Genomic DNA, 15,759 nt, shown 5'->3' with positions numbered 1-15,759 from the left:
TTAACAGCAGGCGCTTGATTGCGTCGGGCATGTTTTACGCCCAAATTCGGGCGACTGAACGGTAAAGAGGCGACGAATAATGAGTATTACCGGAATTGAAAAGCTGGAATTTGGCGTAGACGACCTGAACCACAGCGCCAAATTTATGCGCGATTTTGGCCTGACCGGCGACGCCAGCGGCCGCGCGTTTACCACCCTCAGCGGCGCGCGGGTCGAACTTAACCCGACCGATGCCGCCGACCTGCCGCCAGCCTTTGAGGCCGGCAACACCCTGCGTCGCATGACCTGGGGCGTGGCGGATCGGGCGGCGCTGGATGCGCTGCGCCCGAAGATGGAACGTCAGCCCGCTTTCCGTGAAATCGACGGCGCGCTGGAGTGCCGCGACCCTAACGGTATGACGCTGCGGGTGCAGGTTAGCCAGCAAACGGCGGTTGAACTGAACGTTGAACCGATCAACCAGTGGGGCGATGTGCGTCGCATCGACACCCCGAGCCCGGTGTACGACCGCGCGCAGCCGATTAATGTCGGCCACGTGGTGTTCTTCGTGGAAGAACTGGCGGCGGTGGAAAGTTTCTATCGCGAAGTACTCGGCTTTCAGGTGTCAGACCGCTACATCAATCGCGCGGTGTTCCTGCGCTGCGGCGTGCGCGGCGGACACCATAACCTCTTCTTATTGCAGTTGCCCAACCGCAAGCGCGGGCTAAACCACGTCGCGTTTACCGTACGGGATATTCATGAAGTGATCGGCGGCGGCATTGCGATGAATAAAAACGCGTGGAGCACGTTTATCGGTCCCGGCCGCCATCCGGTCTCCTCGGCCTACTTCTGGTATGTCAACAGCCCGACCGGCGGCGCTTTTGAGTACTACACCAACGATGACTATCTGACGGAAAACTGGCAGCCGCGCGAGCTGGAGCATTCACTCGTGTCCTTTACCGAATGGGCGGTGGAAGGCGGTATCGATCACGATACCCGTCGCCAGCAGAAAAAACCGGAGGCGGTATGACGGCGCGGATAGTCATTATCGGCGGCGGCCAGGCTGGCGGCTGGGCAGCGAAAACGCTGCGTGATGAAGGGTTTAGCGGCGAGATTTGCGTGGTTGCCGAAGAGCAATGGGATTTTTACGAGCGCCCGCCGCTGTCGAAAGCGGCATTGCTGGAGGCCGAACCGGCGCTGCCGCGGTTATTCAGCGCCGAGGCGCAACAGGCGCTGGATCTGCGCTGGTACCGCCCGCTGCGCGCGGAATCGATCGACCGGCAAAATAAAACCCTGGCGCTGAGCAACGGCGAAACGCTGGCGTACGACCAACTGCTGATCGCCACCGGCGGCCGCGCGCGGCTGCCGTCCGAGGCCTGGGCGCAGCATCCGCAGGTCTATACCCTGCGCCACTGGCAGGACGCGCAGCGTCTGAAGCAGCGGCTGGCATCGGCAACGCGGCTGGCGATCGTCGGGGGCGGCTGGATTGGCCTCGAAATCGCCGCCTCGGCGCGCAAAAGCGGCGTAGCCGTGACCCTTTATGAACAGCAGCCGGCGCTGTGCATGCGCTCGGTCAGTATGGAGGTCTCGCAGGCGCTGGATGAGTTGCATCGCGGGCAGGGCGTTGATATTCGCCGCGGCTGCGGCGCGCTGGAGCTGGAAGATGATAACGGCCTGCCGACGCTGCACTGCGATGGCCAGCGGGAAACCTTCGACGCGGTGGTGGTGGGGATCGGCGTCGATCTGAATCTCGAACTGGCGCGCGATGCCGGGCTCACTGTCGAGCGCGGAATTGTCGTCGATGCCCAGGGGCGCAGCAGCGATCCGGCGATTTTCGCCGCCGGCGATGTCGCCCAGCACCATCAGTACGGCCTGTGCATTCAGTCGTGGGCCTTTGCGCAAAATCAGGCGATCGCTACGGCGAAAGCGATGCTCGATCCGCAGGCCAGCGGCTACGACGAGGCGCCGTGGCTGTGGTCGGATCAATACGATCGCAATATCCAGATCCTGGGGATCCCGCAGGCTGGCAGCCGCACCATCGTGCGTGACGAGCCGCAGGGCGCGCTCTACTTCTCGCTGAATGCCGATGGACGTTTAACGCAACTGGTGGCCTTCAATAATGCACGTACCGTGAAGCTGGCGAAGCGCTGGATGGCGGCGGGGAGGGATCTCTCTGACGTCCCGCTCGCTGACCCGACTTTCTCGCTGATGTCATTGCGATAATTAACGCGAACCCTTAAGGGGGAGAAATGACCACATTAGAGACTAACGCCGCGCCTGCTGAGGCGAGCGGCGAGGGCGTCCGCACGCCTGAAAAGGCGGTTCGTTGGGCCATTCCGCTGTCGCTGCTGGCCTGCGTACTGTTGGCGTTTTTCGACAAAATCAGCATCGCCGCGCTGTTTTCCGATAGCCATTTCCAGCAGGCGATGGGGATCGATTTCGATACCACCCGGCTGGGCATTTTGATGAGCGCCTTTCTGTTGAGCTACGGCTTCTCGTCAGTGTTGTTAAGCGGTCTTGGCGACAGGATTGCGCCGCTGCGCTTGCTAACTGGAATGATGGTGGTGTGGTGCATCCTGATGGTGATCATGGGCTTCACCCACAACTACGCGCTGATGGTGACGCTGCGCATCCTGTTGGGTATTGCTGAAGGGCCGCTGTTCCCGTTGGCGTTCGCCGTGGTGCGCCACACTTTCCCGCAGCGGCTACAGGCTCGCGCCACCATGCTGTGGCTGCTTGGCACGCCGGTTGGCGCGGCGCTGGGTTTCCCGCTGTCAATTTGGCTACTCAATACCTTCGGCTGGCAGAGCACCTTTTTCGTGATGGCGATGCTGACGGTACCGGTGCTGATTTTTGTGCGCATCGGGCTGCGCGGCGTGCAGCTGGAGGCGAAAGTCGGCAGCGATAAAACGTCGCAGGAAGCACGCCGCAGCGCGCGTCGCGAGCTCTTCGTGAGTCCGCATTTCTGGATGATCTGCATTTTCAACATCGCCTTTCTCGCCTATCTGTGGGGGATCAACGGCTGGCTGCCGGGCTACCTGATTAAAGGCAAAGGCATTCATCTGGAACACGCCGGCTGGCTGTCGTCGATGCCGTTTATCGCCATGCTGCTGGGCGAAATTATCGGCGCCTGGCTGTCCGACCGCGTCGATAAGCGCGCCGCCGCCTGCTTTATTTCCCTGGCGGGCGCCGGAATCGGGCTGGCGGCGGTGATGCATTTTAGCGCGCCGTTGCCGGTGATCGCGGCGATGAGTTTTAGCACCTTTATGTGGGGCACCGGCGCGCCAAACATTTTCGCGCTGCTGGCTAAAGCGACCCATCCACGGGTCAGCGCCACGGCGGGTGGAATTTTCAACGGGCTGGGAAACTTTGCCGGGGCGCTATCGCCGGCGGTGATGGGCGCGCTTATCGCCTTCACCCATAGCATGGATTCCGGGCTGATTTTTCTGGCGGTGATGGCGGCGGTGGGCTGCGCCCTGTTACTGCCGCTGCTGAGACGTTACTGAGGATAAAACGATGACTGATTCAACCGTAACTGCAAAACAGAGTTTGAAACCTGACCATCTGACGATGGAAGAGTGGGTGGAGTCGCGTATCGCGCGCTTTGAAGGCCGTAAATACGACTGGAATGCGCTGAAATTCCAGGCCGATTTCGATCCGAAATATCGCCGCGCGCAGATGCGCTACATCGGCACCGGCGCCACCGGCGTCGCCAGTGATACCAACACCGTTCCGGCCGAGCACTTCACCTTCTCCACCATGGTGTTGCCGTCCAAATGTGAAGGCCCGCTGCACCTGCATGATGACGTAGAAGAGGTGTTCTTCATGCTCAAAGGGCAGATCACCCTGATGATTCAGGACGGCGACAACTATACCGAAACCGTGCTGCGCGAACGCGATCTGATCTCGGTGCCGCCTGGAATTTACCGCGGTTTGTTTAACCACGGCGAAGAAGAGGCGCTGATGTGCGTGATGCTTGGCACCCATAAGCCGCATATTCCGACCTACCCGGAAGATCACCCGCTGGCAAAAGTAAAACGTAACTAAGGGGCAATGATGACGGGTTTTCGTGAACAAGGAAGCGGTATTCCGCTGACGCTGTTGCACGGCATCAGTTCCGGCGCGGCCTCCTGGCATAAACAGATGACGCTGCCCGGCTACCGCGTGCTGGCCTGGGATATGCCCGGTTATGGCGAGAGCCCGATGCTGGCGGCAACGCCGGCGGTTGCCGGTGATTACGCCGACGCCCTGGCGCGAATGCTGGACCGCGCTGGAGTAGAGCAAACCATACTGGTCGGCCATTCGCTGGGCGCGCTGGTGGCGGCCGCCTTCGCCGCGAAATACCCGCAGCGGGTGCTTTACCTGGTGCTCGCCGACGTCGCGCAGGGCTACGGCCAGGCGGAAGCCGCACAGCGGGAAAAAGTCTGGCAGGGACGTCAACAGCAGATGGCGCTGGGCGGTGAGGCGATGGCGCAGGGGCGGGCGGCAAAACTGCTGCGCCCCGGCGCGCGCGAAGCCGATGTGGCGACGGTGGCGGCAGGTATGCGCAGGCTGCGTAGCGAAGGCTATCTCGCCGCCGCCTGGATGCTGGCGCATGACGACATCCACCGCTGGCTTGCCGACTATCGCGGTCGTCTCTCGGTGTGGTGCGGCGAGCAGGATGCCATTACCCAACCGGAGCTGGTGCAGGGAGTGGCGCTGCGTTACGGCGCTCCTTACATCGCCATCCCGCAGGCTGGACATGCCAGCTATCTCGATAACGAAACCTTTTTTAATCAACTGCTTTTACGCATAGGGGAAGAGGTGCGCGATGAATGCACAAATTGAAGGACGCGTCGCGGTAGTCACCGGCGGCTCGTCAGGGATCGGCTTTGAAACGCTGCGCCTGCTGCTGGGCGAAGGGGCGAAGGTCGCGTTTTGTGGCCGCAACCCGGATCGGCTGGCCAGCGCCCATGCGGCGTTGCAAAACGAATATCCAGAAGGCGAGGTGTTCTCCTGGCGCTGCGACGTACTGAATGAAGCGGAAGTTCAGGCCTTCGCTGATGCGGTCGCCGCGCGTTTCGGCGGCGCCGACATGCTGATTAATAACGCCGGGCAGGGCTATGTCGCCCACTTCGCCGATACGCCGCGCGAGGCCTGGCTGCACGAAGCCGAACTGAAACTGTTCGGCGTGATTAACCCGGTAAAGGCCTTCCAGCCGCAGCTTGAACAGTCGGATATCGCCTCGATTACCTGTGTGAACTCGCTGCTGGCTCTGCAGCCGGAAGAGCACATGATTGCCACCTCTGCTGCCCGCGCCGCGCTGCTCAATATGACGCTGACCCTGTCGAAAGAGCTGGTGGAGAAAGGCATCCGCGTGAATTCCATCCTGCTGGGAATGGTCGAATCCGGGCAGTGGCAGCGCCGTTTCGAAAACCGCAGCGATAAGAGCCAGAGCTGGCCGCAGTGGACCGCTGATATCGCCCGCAAACGCGGGATCCCGATGGCGCGCCTCGGCAAACCGCAGGAACCGGCACAGGCGTTGCTATTCCTCGCTTCGCCGCTGGCCTCCTTTACCACCGGCGCGGCGCTGGACGTTTCCGGCGGTTTCTGCCGCCATCTGTAAGGAAAGATGATGAAAAAGGTCATGTTAATCGGCTATGGCGCGATGGCGCAGGCGGTGATTGAACGCCTGCCGCCGCAGGTGACGTTGGGTTGGATCGTCGCCCGCGAATCGCATCATGCGGCGATCCGCCAGCAGTTCGGCCACACGGTGACGCCGCTTACCGATCCGCTGCAGTGCGAAGAGACGCCGGATCTGGTGCTGGAATGCGCCAGCCAGCAGGCGGTCGCGCAGTACGGCGAAGCGGTGCTGGCGCGCGGCTGGCATCTGGCGGTGATCTCGACCGGCGCGCTGGCGGACAGCGAACTGGAACAGCGTTTACGTCAGGCGGGCGGCAAGTTGACGCTGCTGGCTGGCGCAGTAGCCGGGATTGACGGCCTGGCGGCGGCCAAAGAGGGGGGGCTTGAACGAGTGACCTATCAGTCGCGTAAAAGCCCGGCCAGCTGGCGCGGCAGCTATGCCGAACAGCTTATCGACCTCAGCGCGGTCAATGAAGCGCAAATTTTCTTCGAAGGCAGCGCCCGCGAGGCGGCGCGGCTATTCCCGGCAAATGCCAACGTGGCGGCAACCATCGCGCTGGGCGGTATCGGCCTTGACGCGACCCGAGTACAGCTGATGGTCGATCCGGCGACGCAACGCAACACCCATACGCTACACGCCGAAGGATTGTTCGGCGAGTTTCACCTGGAGCTGAGCGGCCTGCCGCTCGCCAGCAATCCGAAAACATCGACCCTCGCGGCACTGAGCGCGGTACGCGCCTGCCGTGAACTGGCATAACGCAGAGAGGCTGAGATGGACGAATTAGACATTTTTATCGGCGGCCAGTGGCGTCGCGGCGGCGGCAATTTGATGCACAGCCAGTTTCCGGCGGATGGCGCTATTAACGCGGCGCTGTATGCGGCAAGCCTCGATGATTTACAGGAGGCGATCGACTGCGCCGATCGCGCCTGGCGGGAGCCAACGTGGCGGGCGATGCTGCCGCATCAGCGGGCGAAGATCCTGCATAAAGTCGCCGATCTGATTGAAGCACAGCTTGATGCGCTCACCCAAAAGCAGAGCCGCGATAACGGTAAACCGCTGGCGGAAGCGCGAGGGCTGGTGATGAGCGCGGCGGGGACGGCGCGCTATTTTGCCGCCGCCTGCGAACTACTGGAAGGGGAATTGCCGACGCCGCGGCAGACGGATCTATTGACTCTGAGCCGCTATGAGCCGTTGGGCGTGGTGGCGGCGATCACCCCGTGGAACTCGCCGATCGCCAGCGAAATGCAGAAGGTGGCCCCGGCGATCGCCGCCGGAAATGCGGTGATCCTCAAACCGGCGGAAGCCACGCCGCTCATGGCGCTGGAGCTGGCGAAGATCTTTGAGCAGGCCGGTTTACCCGCCGGACTGCTGAGCGTGCTGCCGGGTAAAGGATCGATTATCGGCGATGCGCTGGCCCGCCATCCTAAGGTGCGCAAAATTTCCTTTACCGGCGGCACCACCACCGGACGTCACCTGGCGCACGTGGCGGCGGAAAAGCTGATCCCGGCGTCGCTGGAGCTGGGCGGCAAATCGCCGACCATCGTGCTGGAAGATGCCGATATCGAACAGGCGGCGCGGGGCATCTGCTACGGCATTTTCAGCTCCGGCGGTCAGGCCTGCATTGCCGGCTCGCGGCTGTTTGTCCATGACAAAGTGTATCCGCAATTAATGGCCCGCCTGCTGGAGTTAACCCAAGGGCTGCGGGTTGGTCATCCGTTCAGCGCTGGCACCCACGTCGGGCCGCTGATCAACGATAAACACCGCCAGAGCGTGCTGGAGTACGTCGAGCTGGCGAAACGCGAAGGCGGCAGCGTGCTATGCGGCGGCGAGATCCCGGCGGATCCGGCGCTGGCGGCGGGGAGCTACTTCCTGCCGACCATCATTGAAGGGTTGAACAATCAGGCCCGCGTTTGCCAGGAAGAGATCTTCGGGCCGGTGCTGGTGGCAATGCGTTTTCACGATGAAGCGGCGTTGATCCGCGAGGCCAATGATTCGGTCTTCGGACTGGCGGCGGGGATCTGGACGCGCGATACCGGCCGCGCGCTGCGTCTGAGCGAGCAACTGGAAGCCGGTACGGTGTGGATCAACACCTACAAAGTTTTCTCCATTTCGACCCCGTTTGGGGGCTTTAAAGAGAGCGGTCTGGGCCGCGAAAAAGGGATCCAGGGGCTGAAAGCCTGGATGCAACAAAAGAGCATTTATCTGGCGACGGGTAATAGCGTCAACCACTGGTGCGACTGAGAAAGGGTGAGCAATGAGCGAAATGATAACCGTCGGCGATGCCATCGCCAGAACGCTGGAGCAGTATCACGTTGAAGCCATTTATGGCGTCATTTCTATCCATAACCTGCCGATCGCCGACGCCGTCGGCCAGCGGGAAAAAATCCGCTTTGTTCCGGCGCGCGGTGAAGCGGGCTCGGTGACCATGGCTGACGCCCACGGCCGTTTTTCCGGGCTCGGCGTGGCGCTGACCAGTACCGGCGCGGGCGCGGGTAATGCGGTTGGCGCGCTGGTTGAGGCGATGAACGCCGGTACGCCGCTGCTGCACCTGACCGGACAGGTCGAAAAAGCCTGGCTGGACGCCGACACCGGTTTTATTCATGAAACCCGCGATCAGTTGACCTTCCTTAAAGCCAGTTCGAAGCGCGCTTACCGCATTAGCAACGCCAACCAGGCGGTGGCTATCCTGCATAAGGCGATTCAGGAGGCGCAGACGCCGCCGTGCGGCCCGGTCTCGGTGGAAATTCCCATCGATATTCAGAGCGCCAAAATTCCGCTTTCACTGCTGACCGCGCCGTTGAAACGCGCTCCGGCGGTTGAGCCAGAAGCGTCGCTGGTCGATGCGCTGTGGGCGCAGCTTAAGCAGGCGAAGCAGCCGCTGCTGTGGCTTGGCGGCGGCGCGTTAGAGAGCGGCGAGGCGGTGAAGACGCTGGCGGATGCCGGGGTGACGGTGATTTCCAGTACCCACGGCCGCGGCATTCTGGCGGACAGCCATCGCGCCAGCCTACGCGCGTTTCATAATTCTCCCTCGGTTGAAGCGCTGATTTCACAATGTGATTTCACACTTGTGGCCGGTTCCCGGCTACGCAGTAACGAAACGCGCTCGTGGACGTTGGAACTGCCCACGCCGCGGGTGCAGATTGATATCGACCCGGCGGCGGCCAGCCGTAACTACCTGATGGACAACACGCTGGTGGCGGACTGCCGCGCTTTATTAGACGCGCTGGCGACGCGAGTACAGGGCCGGATGTGGGGCGATGCGCGTTGGGATAGCCAGCTTAAAGCGGCGGTAGAGGCGGCGGAGCAGGGGCTGCGCGACCAGTGCGGCGCTTACGCTAAATTGAATGACGCGATTGCGCAGGCGCTGCCCGATGACGGCATCCTGGTGCGCGATATTACCGTTTCCGGCAGCCTGTGGGGCAGCCGCCTGTTCCGCGCTCACGGCCCGTTGATGAATATCCATTCTCTGGCCGGCGCCATCGGTATGGGGCTACCGATGGCGGTGGGTACCGCGATTGCCAATCCGCAACGGAAAGTGGTCGGCCTGGTCGGCGACGGCGGCCTGAGCCTCAACCTTGGCGAACTGGCGACTCTGGCGCAGGAGAAGGCCAACGTGACGCTGTTGATTATGAACGATGGCGGCTACGGCGTGATGCGCGGTATTCAGGATAAGTACTTTGGCGGCCGCCAGTATTACAACGAGCTGCACACGCCGGACTTTACCCTGTTGGCGCAGGCGATTGGCCTGCAGGCGTGGAGCGTGGAACGCGCTGAGGATTTCCAGGCGGTGATGACCGAGGCGCTGGCGATGCCGGGGCCATCGGTGGTGGAAGTGAAAATGGGCCAGATTGGCGCACTGCGCTTTGCCGGCCCGCCGCAGAAGACGCTGTATTAATGATAACCCAGTGACCCCAACCCTCTCCCTTCCGGGGAGAGGGTACCGCACGGCACAGGGGGTTAATCAAGGCGCCGGACGGTTGCTCCTGCGAGCCGGGAGAGGGCCGGCTCACAGGAGAGGGTTCATGACACGGTTAAAACACGTTAAACGGATATTCGACGTAGAACCGCACTTCATTACCGCTGACGTTATAGTCGCTGGCGTTGCTGGAAACGCGCAGCACCGAATAGCGGAGTCTCAATTTCAAATCTTTCGCCATGCCGTTTTGCACCTGGTACTGCACCTGGTTGAACCATTCGTGTTCTTTGCCGTTGCTGGTCTCGGCGGTTTTAATGTTATCGCCGCGAACGTAGGCGGTGGTCCAGCTCAGGCCCGGTACGCCCAGTCCGGCAAAATCCAGGCCATAGGAGGCCTGCCAGGAGCGTTCATCCTCGCCGTTAAAATCGGACCAGTAGGAGTTAGCCAGCCAGATGGTGTTGCCGCCATCGCCAACGCCGCCCTGATTCTGATACCCGCCGTAGTGGTAGCCGGTGCTGCCGCTGCTTTGCTGGTAAGCGACTTTAAAGGTATGAATATCCCAGATGTAGCTGGCGGCCAGGCTCCAGATGCTGTTGCTGCGCCCGGTGTCATTGGCGTCGGCATATTCTTGATCTAAGCGCGAGTTATAGCCATTGAAGTCAACAATCAGCTGCTGGTCGGCGGCGAACGGCTGCTTGTAGTTCAGGCCGAGATACTGCTTATTCAGCACGTCCTCGACGTGCGAAGCGTAAAGCGCGCCGCTAAGTTGGTCGTTGAATTGATAGCTGGCGCCGCCAAAGGTCAGGCTCTTCAGGCCGCTATTGTGGCTGTCGTCGCTTTTGCGCTGCTGATCGGTGAGATAACCGGCGTTAATTTCCAGACCGTCGATTTCTCTTGAGGTCAGCATGGTACCGGTATAGCTCTCGTACAGCAGCCGCGAGTCATCGGCGTAGACGATGGGCAGCATCGGGCGCTGGCTGCCGTAGCTGAGTACGGTATTCGAGAAGCGCATTTTAGCGGTAGCGCCAAATTTTGCTAAATCGGACTTCGCGCGGCCATCGTCATCCTGGGCGAAAAAGTCGATACCGCCCGCGCCGCTGCGGCCGCGGCCGCCGTCGAGGCGCACGGCGTACTGCGCAATGCCGTCAACGCCGAAGCCGACCGGCCCTTGAGTAAAGCCGGACTCGAAGGTAGCGATGATACCCTGACCCCATTCGGCTTTATCCGGCAAACCATCGCGATAATCGCGTTTGATATAAGCGTTACGTAAAAAGAGATCGAGGTGGCTGTCTTCAATAAAGCCCTGACTGATAGATTGTTGGCTGGCGAAAGCCGGCGCGGCGGCAATAATGCCAAGTGCGAGTAATGGTAATTCTTTTTTCACTGAGGGCACTTCTCTGTCTGTCGATATATTCAAGGGAATCACTGCCAGTCAGATATTCTCCTGAAATAATGTCGAAAGCAATCATTGTGTGAGCAGTTATTGCAGCCGGAAACAGGCTGTATGGCGCATGAGCCGTGCGCCAGGTAGTAAGGGGTGGACTATTTATTATTCGGCTAAAGACGATTCTGGAAGCCAGATAGTGTGCGGCCTTTTTAATTTACCAAATAATATATTTCTGAATCGCCGGGCATAAAATAATTGGCTGTGATGCGCTGTGATAATAATTAACGGTTTGTGCGCTTAAATTATCAATTGATGCGGCTAAATATTTTTACGGGTATATAAAAAAGGGAGGCAATAATGCCTCCCGCTGTCGCTTATTTAATACCGTCGGCCTTCATGCGATCTCGAATATGCTGCGCGCGGGCTTCCGATGCCGGGTGATCGTCAAACATGGAGCTCTGACGGCCGGCTTCCAGCTTGGCCAGTTTTTCGAAGCTGGTGGCCAGTCCCGATGGATTGATGCCGCGTTTACGCATCAGGTCGTAAGAGTAGTCGTCCGCTTCCGACTCCTGGCGCTGGGAGAACTGCGAGTTCACCAGTTTTTCGCCGAGATCGCCCAGCTGCGACTGAGACAGGCTGCCGACGATGCCGCCAGCGGAGGCCGCCGCCGCGCGCACGGCGTTGGTGCCCAGCGCGACCTGCATGCCTTTCTTCACGTGGCCCAACGCAACGTGGCCCATTTCGTGGCCGATAACCGCTTCCACTTCATTATCGTTCATCAGGTCCATCAGGCCGCTATAAACGCGGATGCAGCCGTTGGCCATCGCGAAGGCGTTGACGTCTTTTGTTTCATAAACCTTATAGTTGACCGGCTGACCGTTGATGTTATCGCCCAGCGCCGCGGCAATCTTGCTCAGGCGTTTGCTGTACTCGCTGCTGGCCGGAGAAATAGTGGCTTTGGCGTCCATCTCTTTACACGCCTGGTCGCTTAAGGTTTTTACCTGTTCGTCGCTAAGAGAGTAGGCCTGGAATGCTTCCGCGCCCGAGCTCAGCAGGGCGTTGGAGTCCATGTTCTGACATCCGGTTAACGTTGCTGCGATCCCGAAGGCAAGAAGGGTTGAGCGAATTTTCATTTTTATCTTCCACAATCTTATGGTTTTTTATCTGAATAATGGGCGACGACGGACCCGCCTCGTCCTGTGCAAAGTATAAATAGTATCTCATGATCCGGGCGAGTGGATTCCGCGGCAGCACAACGTGTTCCAGAGATTTCTTAATGGGCAAAAGGATGCTCCATGTACATGCTTTGTCGCTTGGGTTACATTGTTCACACTTTTTTCCGGCGTAGCCCAAAACGCGCTCTCGTCAAGTCGTTAAGGGCATGGCCTTATAACATCCGAACTGGAGTCAAAATGTCCTCACGTAAAGAGCTTGCCAACGCTATTCGTGCGCTGAGCATGGACGCTGTACAGAAAGCCAAATCCGGCCACCCTGGCGCCCCGATGGGCATGGCTGACATTGCCGAAGTCCTGTGGCGTGATTTCCTGAACCATAACCCGCAGAACCCGTCCTGGGCCGATCGCGACCGCTTCGTGCTGTCCAACGGTCACGGCTCCATGCTGATTTACAGCCTGCTGCACCTCACCGGTTATGATCTGCCGATTGAAGAACTGAAAAACTTCCGTCAGCTGCACTCCAAGACTCCGGGCCACCCGGAAGTCGGCTACACCGCAGGCGTGGAAACCACCACCGGCCCGCTGGGCCAGGGGATCGCTAACGCAGTCGGTATGGCTATCGCGGAAAAAACGCTGGCGGCGCAGTTTAACCGTCCAGGGCACGACATCGTTGATCACTTCACCTACGCCTTCATGGGCGACGGCTGCATGATGGAAGGCATTTCTCACGAAGTGTGCTCCCTGGCCGGTACCCTGAAACTGGGTAAACTGGTGGCGTTCTATGATGACAACGGCATCTCCATCGATGGTCACGTTGAAGGCTGGTTCACCGACGATACCGCGAAACGCTTTGAAGCCTACGGCTGGCACGTGGTGCGCGGCGTTGACGGTCACGACGCTGACGCCATCAAACGCGCGGTAGAAGAAGCGCGCGCGGTCACCGACAAACCGTCCCTGCTGATGTGCAAAACCATCATCGGCTTCGGTTCGCCGAACAAAGCAGGCACCCATGATTCCCACGGCGCGCCGCTGGGCGACGCGGAAATCGCGCTGACCCGCGAAGCGCTGGGCTGGAAATACGGCCCGTTTGAAATCCCGTCTGACATCTATGCGCAGTGGGATGCGAAAGAAGCCGGCCAGGCGAAAGAAGCCGCGTGGAACGACAAGTTTGCCGCCTACGCGAAAGCCTTCCCGCAGGAAGCAGCCGAATTCACCCGCCGTATGAAAGGCGAAATGCCGTCTGACTTCGACGCCAAAGCTAACGAGTTCATCGCTAAGCTGCAGGCCAATCCGGCGAAGATCGCCAGCCGCAAAGCATCGCAGAACGCCATCGAAGCGTTTGGCCCGCTGCTGCCGGAATTCCTCGGCGGTTCTGCCGACCTGGCGCCGTCCAACCTGACCCTGTGGTCCGGCTCTAAGCCGATCAACGAAGACACCGCCGGTAACTACATCCATTACGGCGTACGTGAATTCGGTATGACCGCGATTGCCAACGGTATCTCGCTGCACGGCGGTTTCCTGCCGTACACCTCTACCTTCCTGATGTTCGTGGAATATGCGCGTAACGCGGTACGTATGGCGGCGCTGATGAAACAGCGTCAGGTGATGGTCTACACCCACGACTCCATCGGTTTGGGCGAAGATGGCCCGACTCACCAGCCGGTTGAGCAGGTGGCCTCCCTGCGCGTCACGCCGAACATGTCCACCTGGCGTCCGTGTGACCAGGTTGAATCCGCGATTGCGTGGAAATATGGCGTAGAGCGTCAGGACGGCCCGACCGCGCTGATCCTCTCCCGTCAGAACCTGGCGCAGCAGGAGCGTACCGAAGAGCAACTGGCAAACGTGGCCCGCGGCGGTTATGTGCTGAAAGATTGCGCCGGCCAGCCGGAACTGATCTTCATCGCCACCGGTTCAGAAGTGGAACTGGCGGTTGCCGCGTGGGACAAACTGACCGCTGAAGGCGTGAAGGCGCGCGTGGTCTCCATGCCGTCCACCGACGCGTTCGACAAGCAGGATGCGGCCTATCGTGAATCCGTACTGCCGAAAGCCGTTTCTGCCCGCGTAGCGGTAGAAGCCGGTATCGCGGACTACTGGTTCAAATACGTTGGCCTGAACGGCGCCATCGTTGGCATGACCACCTTCGGTGAGTCTGCGCCGGCAGAGCAGCTGTTTGAAGAGTTCGGCTTCACCGTTGACAACGTTGTCGCCAAAGCGAAAGCACTGCTGTAATCGCTGGTACGGTGCGGGCTGATGCCCGCACCTCAACCCTCTCCTGTGGGAGAGGGTGCGAACACCAAAAACGGTAACCCCTGGGTTACCGTTTTGCTTTTATCTCGCCACCTGGCTTTTTGTAGGCGCTATTCCTCGAACATGTAACTATCCTGTAAATTATTCCAAAGAAAATGTGACGCAAGTCATATAGCTGGTTTATTGCTCTGGACAAAGATTCCTTTTATTCCGACTTTGGCTTATTCTAGCTGAAGCGTTTCAGTCGTATAAATGTTCGACAATTAATCAATCAGTCGCAGTTTGCGACAGGTAAGGTTCCCCTAAAGGCGTTGCTGGATTACTCTGTCAGCCACCTCAAATCAGGGATAACCTTGCAGGAGACCTATGACCATACGCATCGCGATTAATGGCTTCGGTCGCATAGGACGCAACGTGGTTCGCGCTTTGTATGAATCCGGGCGTCGTGCGGAAATCACCGTGGTGGCGATCAATGAACTGGCGGATGCCGCAGGCATCGCGCATTTATTGAAGTACGACACCAGCCATGGCCGTTTTTCCTGGGATGTTCGCCAGGAGCGGGAACAGCTGTATGTCGGCGATGACGTCATTCGTCTACTGCATGAGCCTTCTATCGCCGCGCTGCCCTGGCAGGAGCTGGCGGTAGATGTGGTGCTGGACTGTACCGGCGTATACGGTAGCCGTGAACATGGCGAAGCCCATCTTCAGGCTGGCGCGAAGAAAGTGCTCTTTTCACATCCTGGCGGCAACGATCTCGACGCAACGGTAGTCTTCGGCGTCAACCATGATGAACTGCGCGCGGAGCACCGCATTGTCTCCAACGCCTCCTGCACTACCAACTGCATTATTCCGGTCATTAAACTGCTAGATGATGCCTACGGCATTGAGTCAGGAACGGTCACGACAATCCACTCCGCGATGCACGACCAGCAGGTGATCGATGCCTATCACCCGGATCTGCGGCGCACCCGTGCGGCCAGCCAGTCAATTATTCCGGTTGATACTAAACTTGCGGCGGGGATCACCCGTATTTTCCCGCAGTTTAACGACCGTTTTGAGGCGATCGCGGTACGCGTACCGACGATTAACGTCACCGCAATAGACCTGAGCGTGACGGTGAAAAAACCGGTAAAGGCCTGTGAAGTCAACCAGTTGCTGCAAAAAGCAGCACAGGGAGCATTTCATGGTATAGTTGACTATACGGAATTACCGTTGGTCTCGACAGATTTTAACCACGACCCGCACAGCGCCATCGTCGATGGCACGCAAACCAGGGTCAGTGGCGCGCATCTGATCAAAACGTTGGTCTGGTGCGATAACGAATGGGGCTTTGCTAACCGGATGCTCGACACGACGTTAGCGATGGCCGCGCAAGGTTTCAGGTAAGGCGCTGCGGCGCTTGCAAAACTTTATCAAGAATCAACGAGAGGATTCA

At 59.5% G+C, this 15,759-nt stretch carries 13 protein-coding genes; 11 read left to right on the top strand and 2 right to left on the bottom strand.

What is annotated here, in order from left to right; translation table 11 throughout:
- The first annotated feature begins 79 nt into the window (after positions 1-79).
- From AC2CGP_RS12730 to AC2CGP_RS12690, 9 genes are read left to right on the top strand one after another with little or no spacing between them, the layout of a single operon-like run.
- Complete coding sequence (locus AC2CGP_RS12730) at positions 80-1,006, top strand: VOC family protein (protein ID WP_004211386.1); 927 nt, start codon at positions 80-82, stop codon at positions 1,004-1,006.
- Positions 1,003-2,199 (top strand): NAD(P)/FAD-dependent oxidoreductase, encoded by a 1,197-nt coding sequence (locus AC2CGP_RS12725; RefSeq protein WP_015703445.1) that lies wholly within the window; start codon positions 1,003-1,005, stop codon positions 2,197-2,199. The genes AC2CGP_RS12730 and AC2CGP_RS12725 overlap by 4 nt, the downstream gene beginning before the upstream one ends.
- 26 nt (positions 2,200-2,225) lie before the next feature.
- Entirely contained in the window at positions 2,226-3,482 is a 1,257-nt protein-coding gene (locus tag AC2CGP_RS12720) for an MFS transporter (RefSeq protein ID WP_015703444.1), read from the top strand.
- Positions 3,483-3,492: 10 nt separating this feature from the next.
- Positions 3,493-4,023, top strand: a complete 531-nt coding sequence (locus tag AC2CGP_RS12715) for a cupin domain-containing protein (protein ID WP_004152888.1) — start codon at positions 3,493-3,495, stop codon at positions 4,021-4,023.
- A 9-nt stretch (positions 4,024-4,032) separates the two neighbouring features.
- Complete coding sequence (locus AC2CGP_RS12710) at positions 4,033-4,803, top strand: alpha/beta fold hydrolase (RefSeq protein ID WP_484502354.1); 771 nt, start codon at positions 4,033-4,035, stop codon at positions 4,801-4,803.
- Positions 4,787-5,581, top strand: a complete 795-nt coding sequence (locus AC2CGP_RS12705; protein WP_015703442.1) for an SDR family oxidoreductase — start codon at positions 4,787-4,789, stop codon at positions 5,579-5,581. Before AC2CGP_RS12710 ends, AC2CGP_RS12705 begins: the two co-directional genes overlap by 17 nt.
- A gap of 9 nt (positions 5,582-5,590) precedes the next feature.
- Positions 5,591-6,355 (top strand): aspartate dehydrogenase, encoded by a 765-nt coding sequence (locus AC2CGP_RS12700; RefSeq protein ID WP_015703441.1) that lies wholly within the window; start codon positions 5,591-5,593, stop codon positions 6,353-6,355.
- Between the two features lie 15 nt (positions 6,356-6,370).
- Positions 6,371-7,840 carry an aldehyde dehydrogenase gene (locus AC2CGP_RS12695; RefSeq protein WP_015703440.1) on the top strand — a complete coding sequence of 490 codons (1,470 nt, stop codon included), beginning with the start codon at positions 6,371-6,373 and terminating at the stop codon, positions 7,838-7,840.
- 13 nt (positions 7,841-7,853) lie between these two features.
- Positions 7,854-9,494, top strand: coding sequence for a thiamine pyrophosphate-binding protein (locus tag AC2CGP_RS12690; RefSeq protein WP_046883090.1), 1,641 nt, complete (start codon positions 7,854-7,856; stop codon positions 9,492-9,494).
- A 136-nt stretch (positions 9,495-9,630) separates the two neighbouring features.
- Here AC2CGP_RS12690 and AC2CGP_RS12685 read toward each other — a convergent pair whose 3' ends face one another.
- Together AC2CGP_RS12685 and loiP are read right to left on the bottom strand one after the other, a co-directional pair.
- The gene (locus AC2CGP_RS12685) at positions 9,631-10,899 is read right to left on the bottom strand and encodes an OprD family outer membrane porin (RefSeq protein ID WP_154105404.1); all 1,269 of its coding nucleotides are present in this window, start codon (positions 10,897-10,899) and stop codon (positions 9,631-9,633) included.
- Positions 10,900-11,276: 377 nt separating this feature from the next.
- Positions 11,277-12,035, bottom strand: coding sequence for a metalloprotease LoiP (gene loiP / locus AC2CGP_RS12680; protein ID WP_484502353.1), 759 nt, complete (start codon positions 12,033-12,035; stop codon positions 11,277-11,279).
- 279 nt (positions 12,036-12,314) lie between these two features.
- Between loiP and tkt the strand changes: the two genes are divergently transcribed.
- Both tkt and epd read left to right on the top strand, forming a co-directional pair.
- Positions 12,315-14,306 carry a transketolase gene (gene tkt / locus AC2CGP_RS12675; RefSeq protein ID WP_042897755.1) on the top strand — a complete coding sequence of 664 codons (1,992 nt, stop codon included), beginning with the start codon at positions 12,315-12,317 and terminating at the stop codon, positions 14,304-14,306.
- Between the two features lie 384 nt (positions 14,307-14,690).
- Positions 14,691-15,710, top strand: a complete 1,020-nt coding sequence (gene epd / locus AC2CGP_RS12670) for an erythrose-4-phosphate dehydrogenase (RefSeq protein ID WP_015369761.1) — start codon at positions 14,691-14,693, stop codon at positions 15,708-15,710.
- The last annotated feature ends 49 nt before the right edge of the window (positions 15,711-15,759 follow it).

The organism is Klebsiella sp. SYXHC3, assembly GCF_057196925.1.
Note: the sequence above shows the minus strand (reverse complement) of the source record. Positions and strands in the feature narration are given on the sequence as shown.

Coding starts and splice junctions, on each gene's coding strand:
- tkt (WP_042897755.1), top strand. CDS start 12,315: ATGTCCTCACGTAAAGAGCTTGCCAACGCTATTCGTGCGCTGAGCATG.
- AC2CGP_RS12720 (WP_015703444.1), top strand. CDS start 2,226: ATGACCACATTAGAGACTAACGCCGCGCCTGCTGAGGCGAGCGGCGAG.
- AC2CGP_RS12730 (WP_004211386.1), top strand. CDS start 80: ATGAGTATTACCGGAATTGAAAAGCTGGAATTTGGCGTAGACGACCTG.
- AC2CGP_RS12725 (WP_015703445.1), top strand. CDS start 1,003: ATGACGGCGCGGATAGTCATTATCGGCGGCGGCCAGGCTGGCGGCTGG.
- AC2CGP_RS12705 (WP_015703442.1), top strand. CDS start 4,787: ATGAATGCACAAATTGAAGGACGCGTCGCGGTAGTCACCGGCGGCTCG.
- AC2CGP_RS12715 (WP_004152888.1), top strand. CDS start 3,493: ATGACTGATTCAACCGTAACTGCAAAACAGAGTTTGAAACCTGACCAT.
- AC2CGP_RS12710 (WP_484502354.1), top strand. CDS start 4,033: ATGACGGGTTTTCGTGAACAAGGAAGCGGTATTCCGCTGACGCTGTTG.
- AC2CGP_RS12690 (WP_046883090.1), top strand. CDS start 7,854: ATGAGCGAAATGATAACCGTCGGCGATGCCATCGCCAGAACGCTGGAG.
- loiP (WP_484502353.1), bottom strand. CDS start 12,035: ATGAAAATTCGCTCAACCCTTCTTGCCTTCGGGATCGCAGCAACGTTA.
- AC2CGP_RS12695 (WP_015703440.1), top strand. CDS start 6,371: ATGGACGAATTAGACATTTTTATCGGCGGCCAGTGGCGTCGCGGCGGC.
- AC2CGP_RS12700 (WP_015703441.1), top strand. CDS start 5,591: ATGAAAAAGGTCATGTTAATCGGCTATGGCGCGATGGCGCAGGCGGTG.
- epd (WP_015369761.1), top strand. CDS start 14,691: ATGACCATACGCATCGCGATTAATGGCTTCGGTCGCATAGGACGCAAC.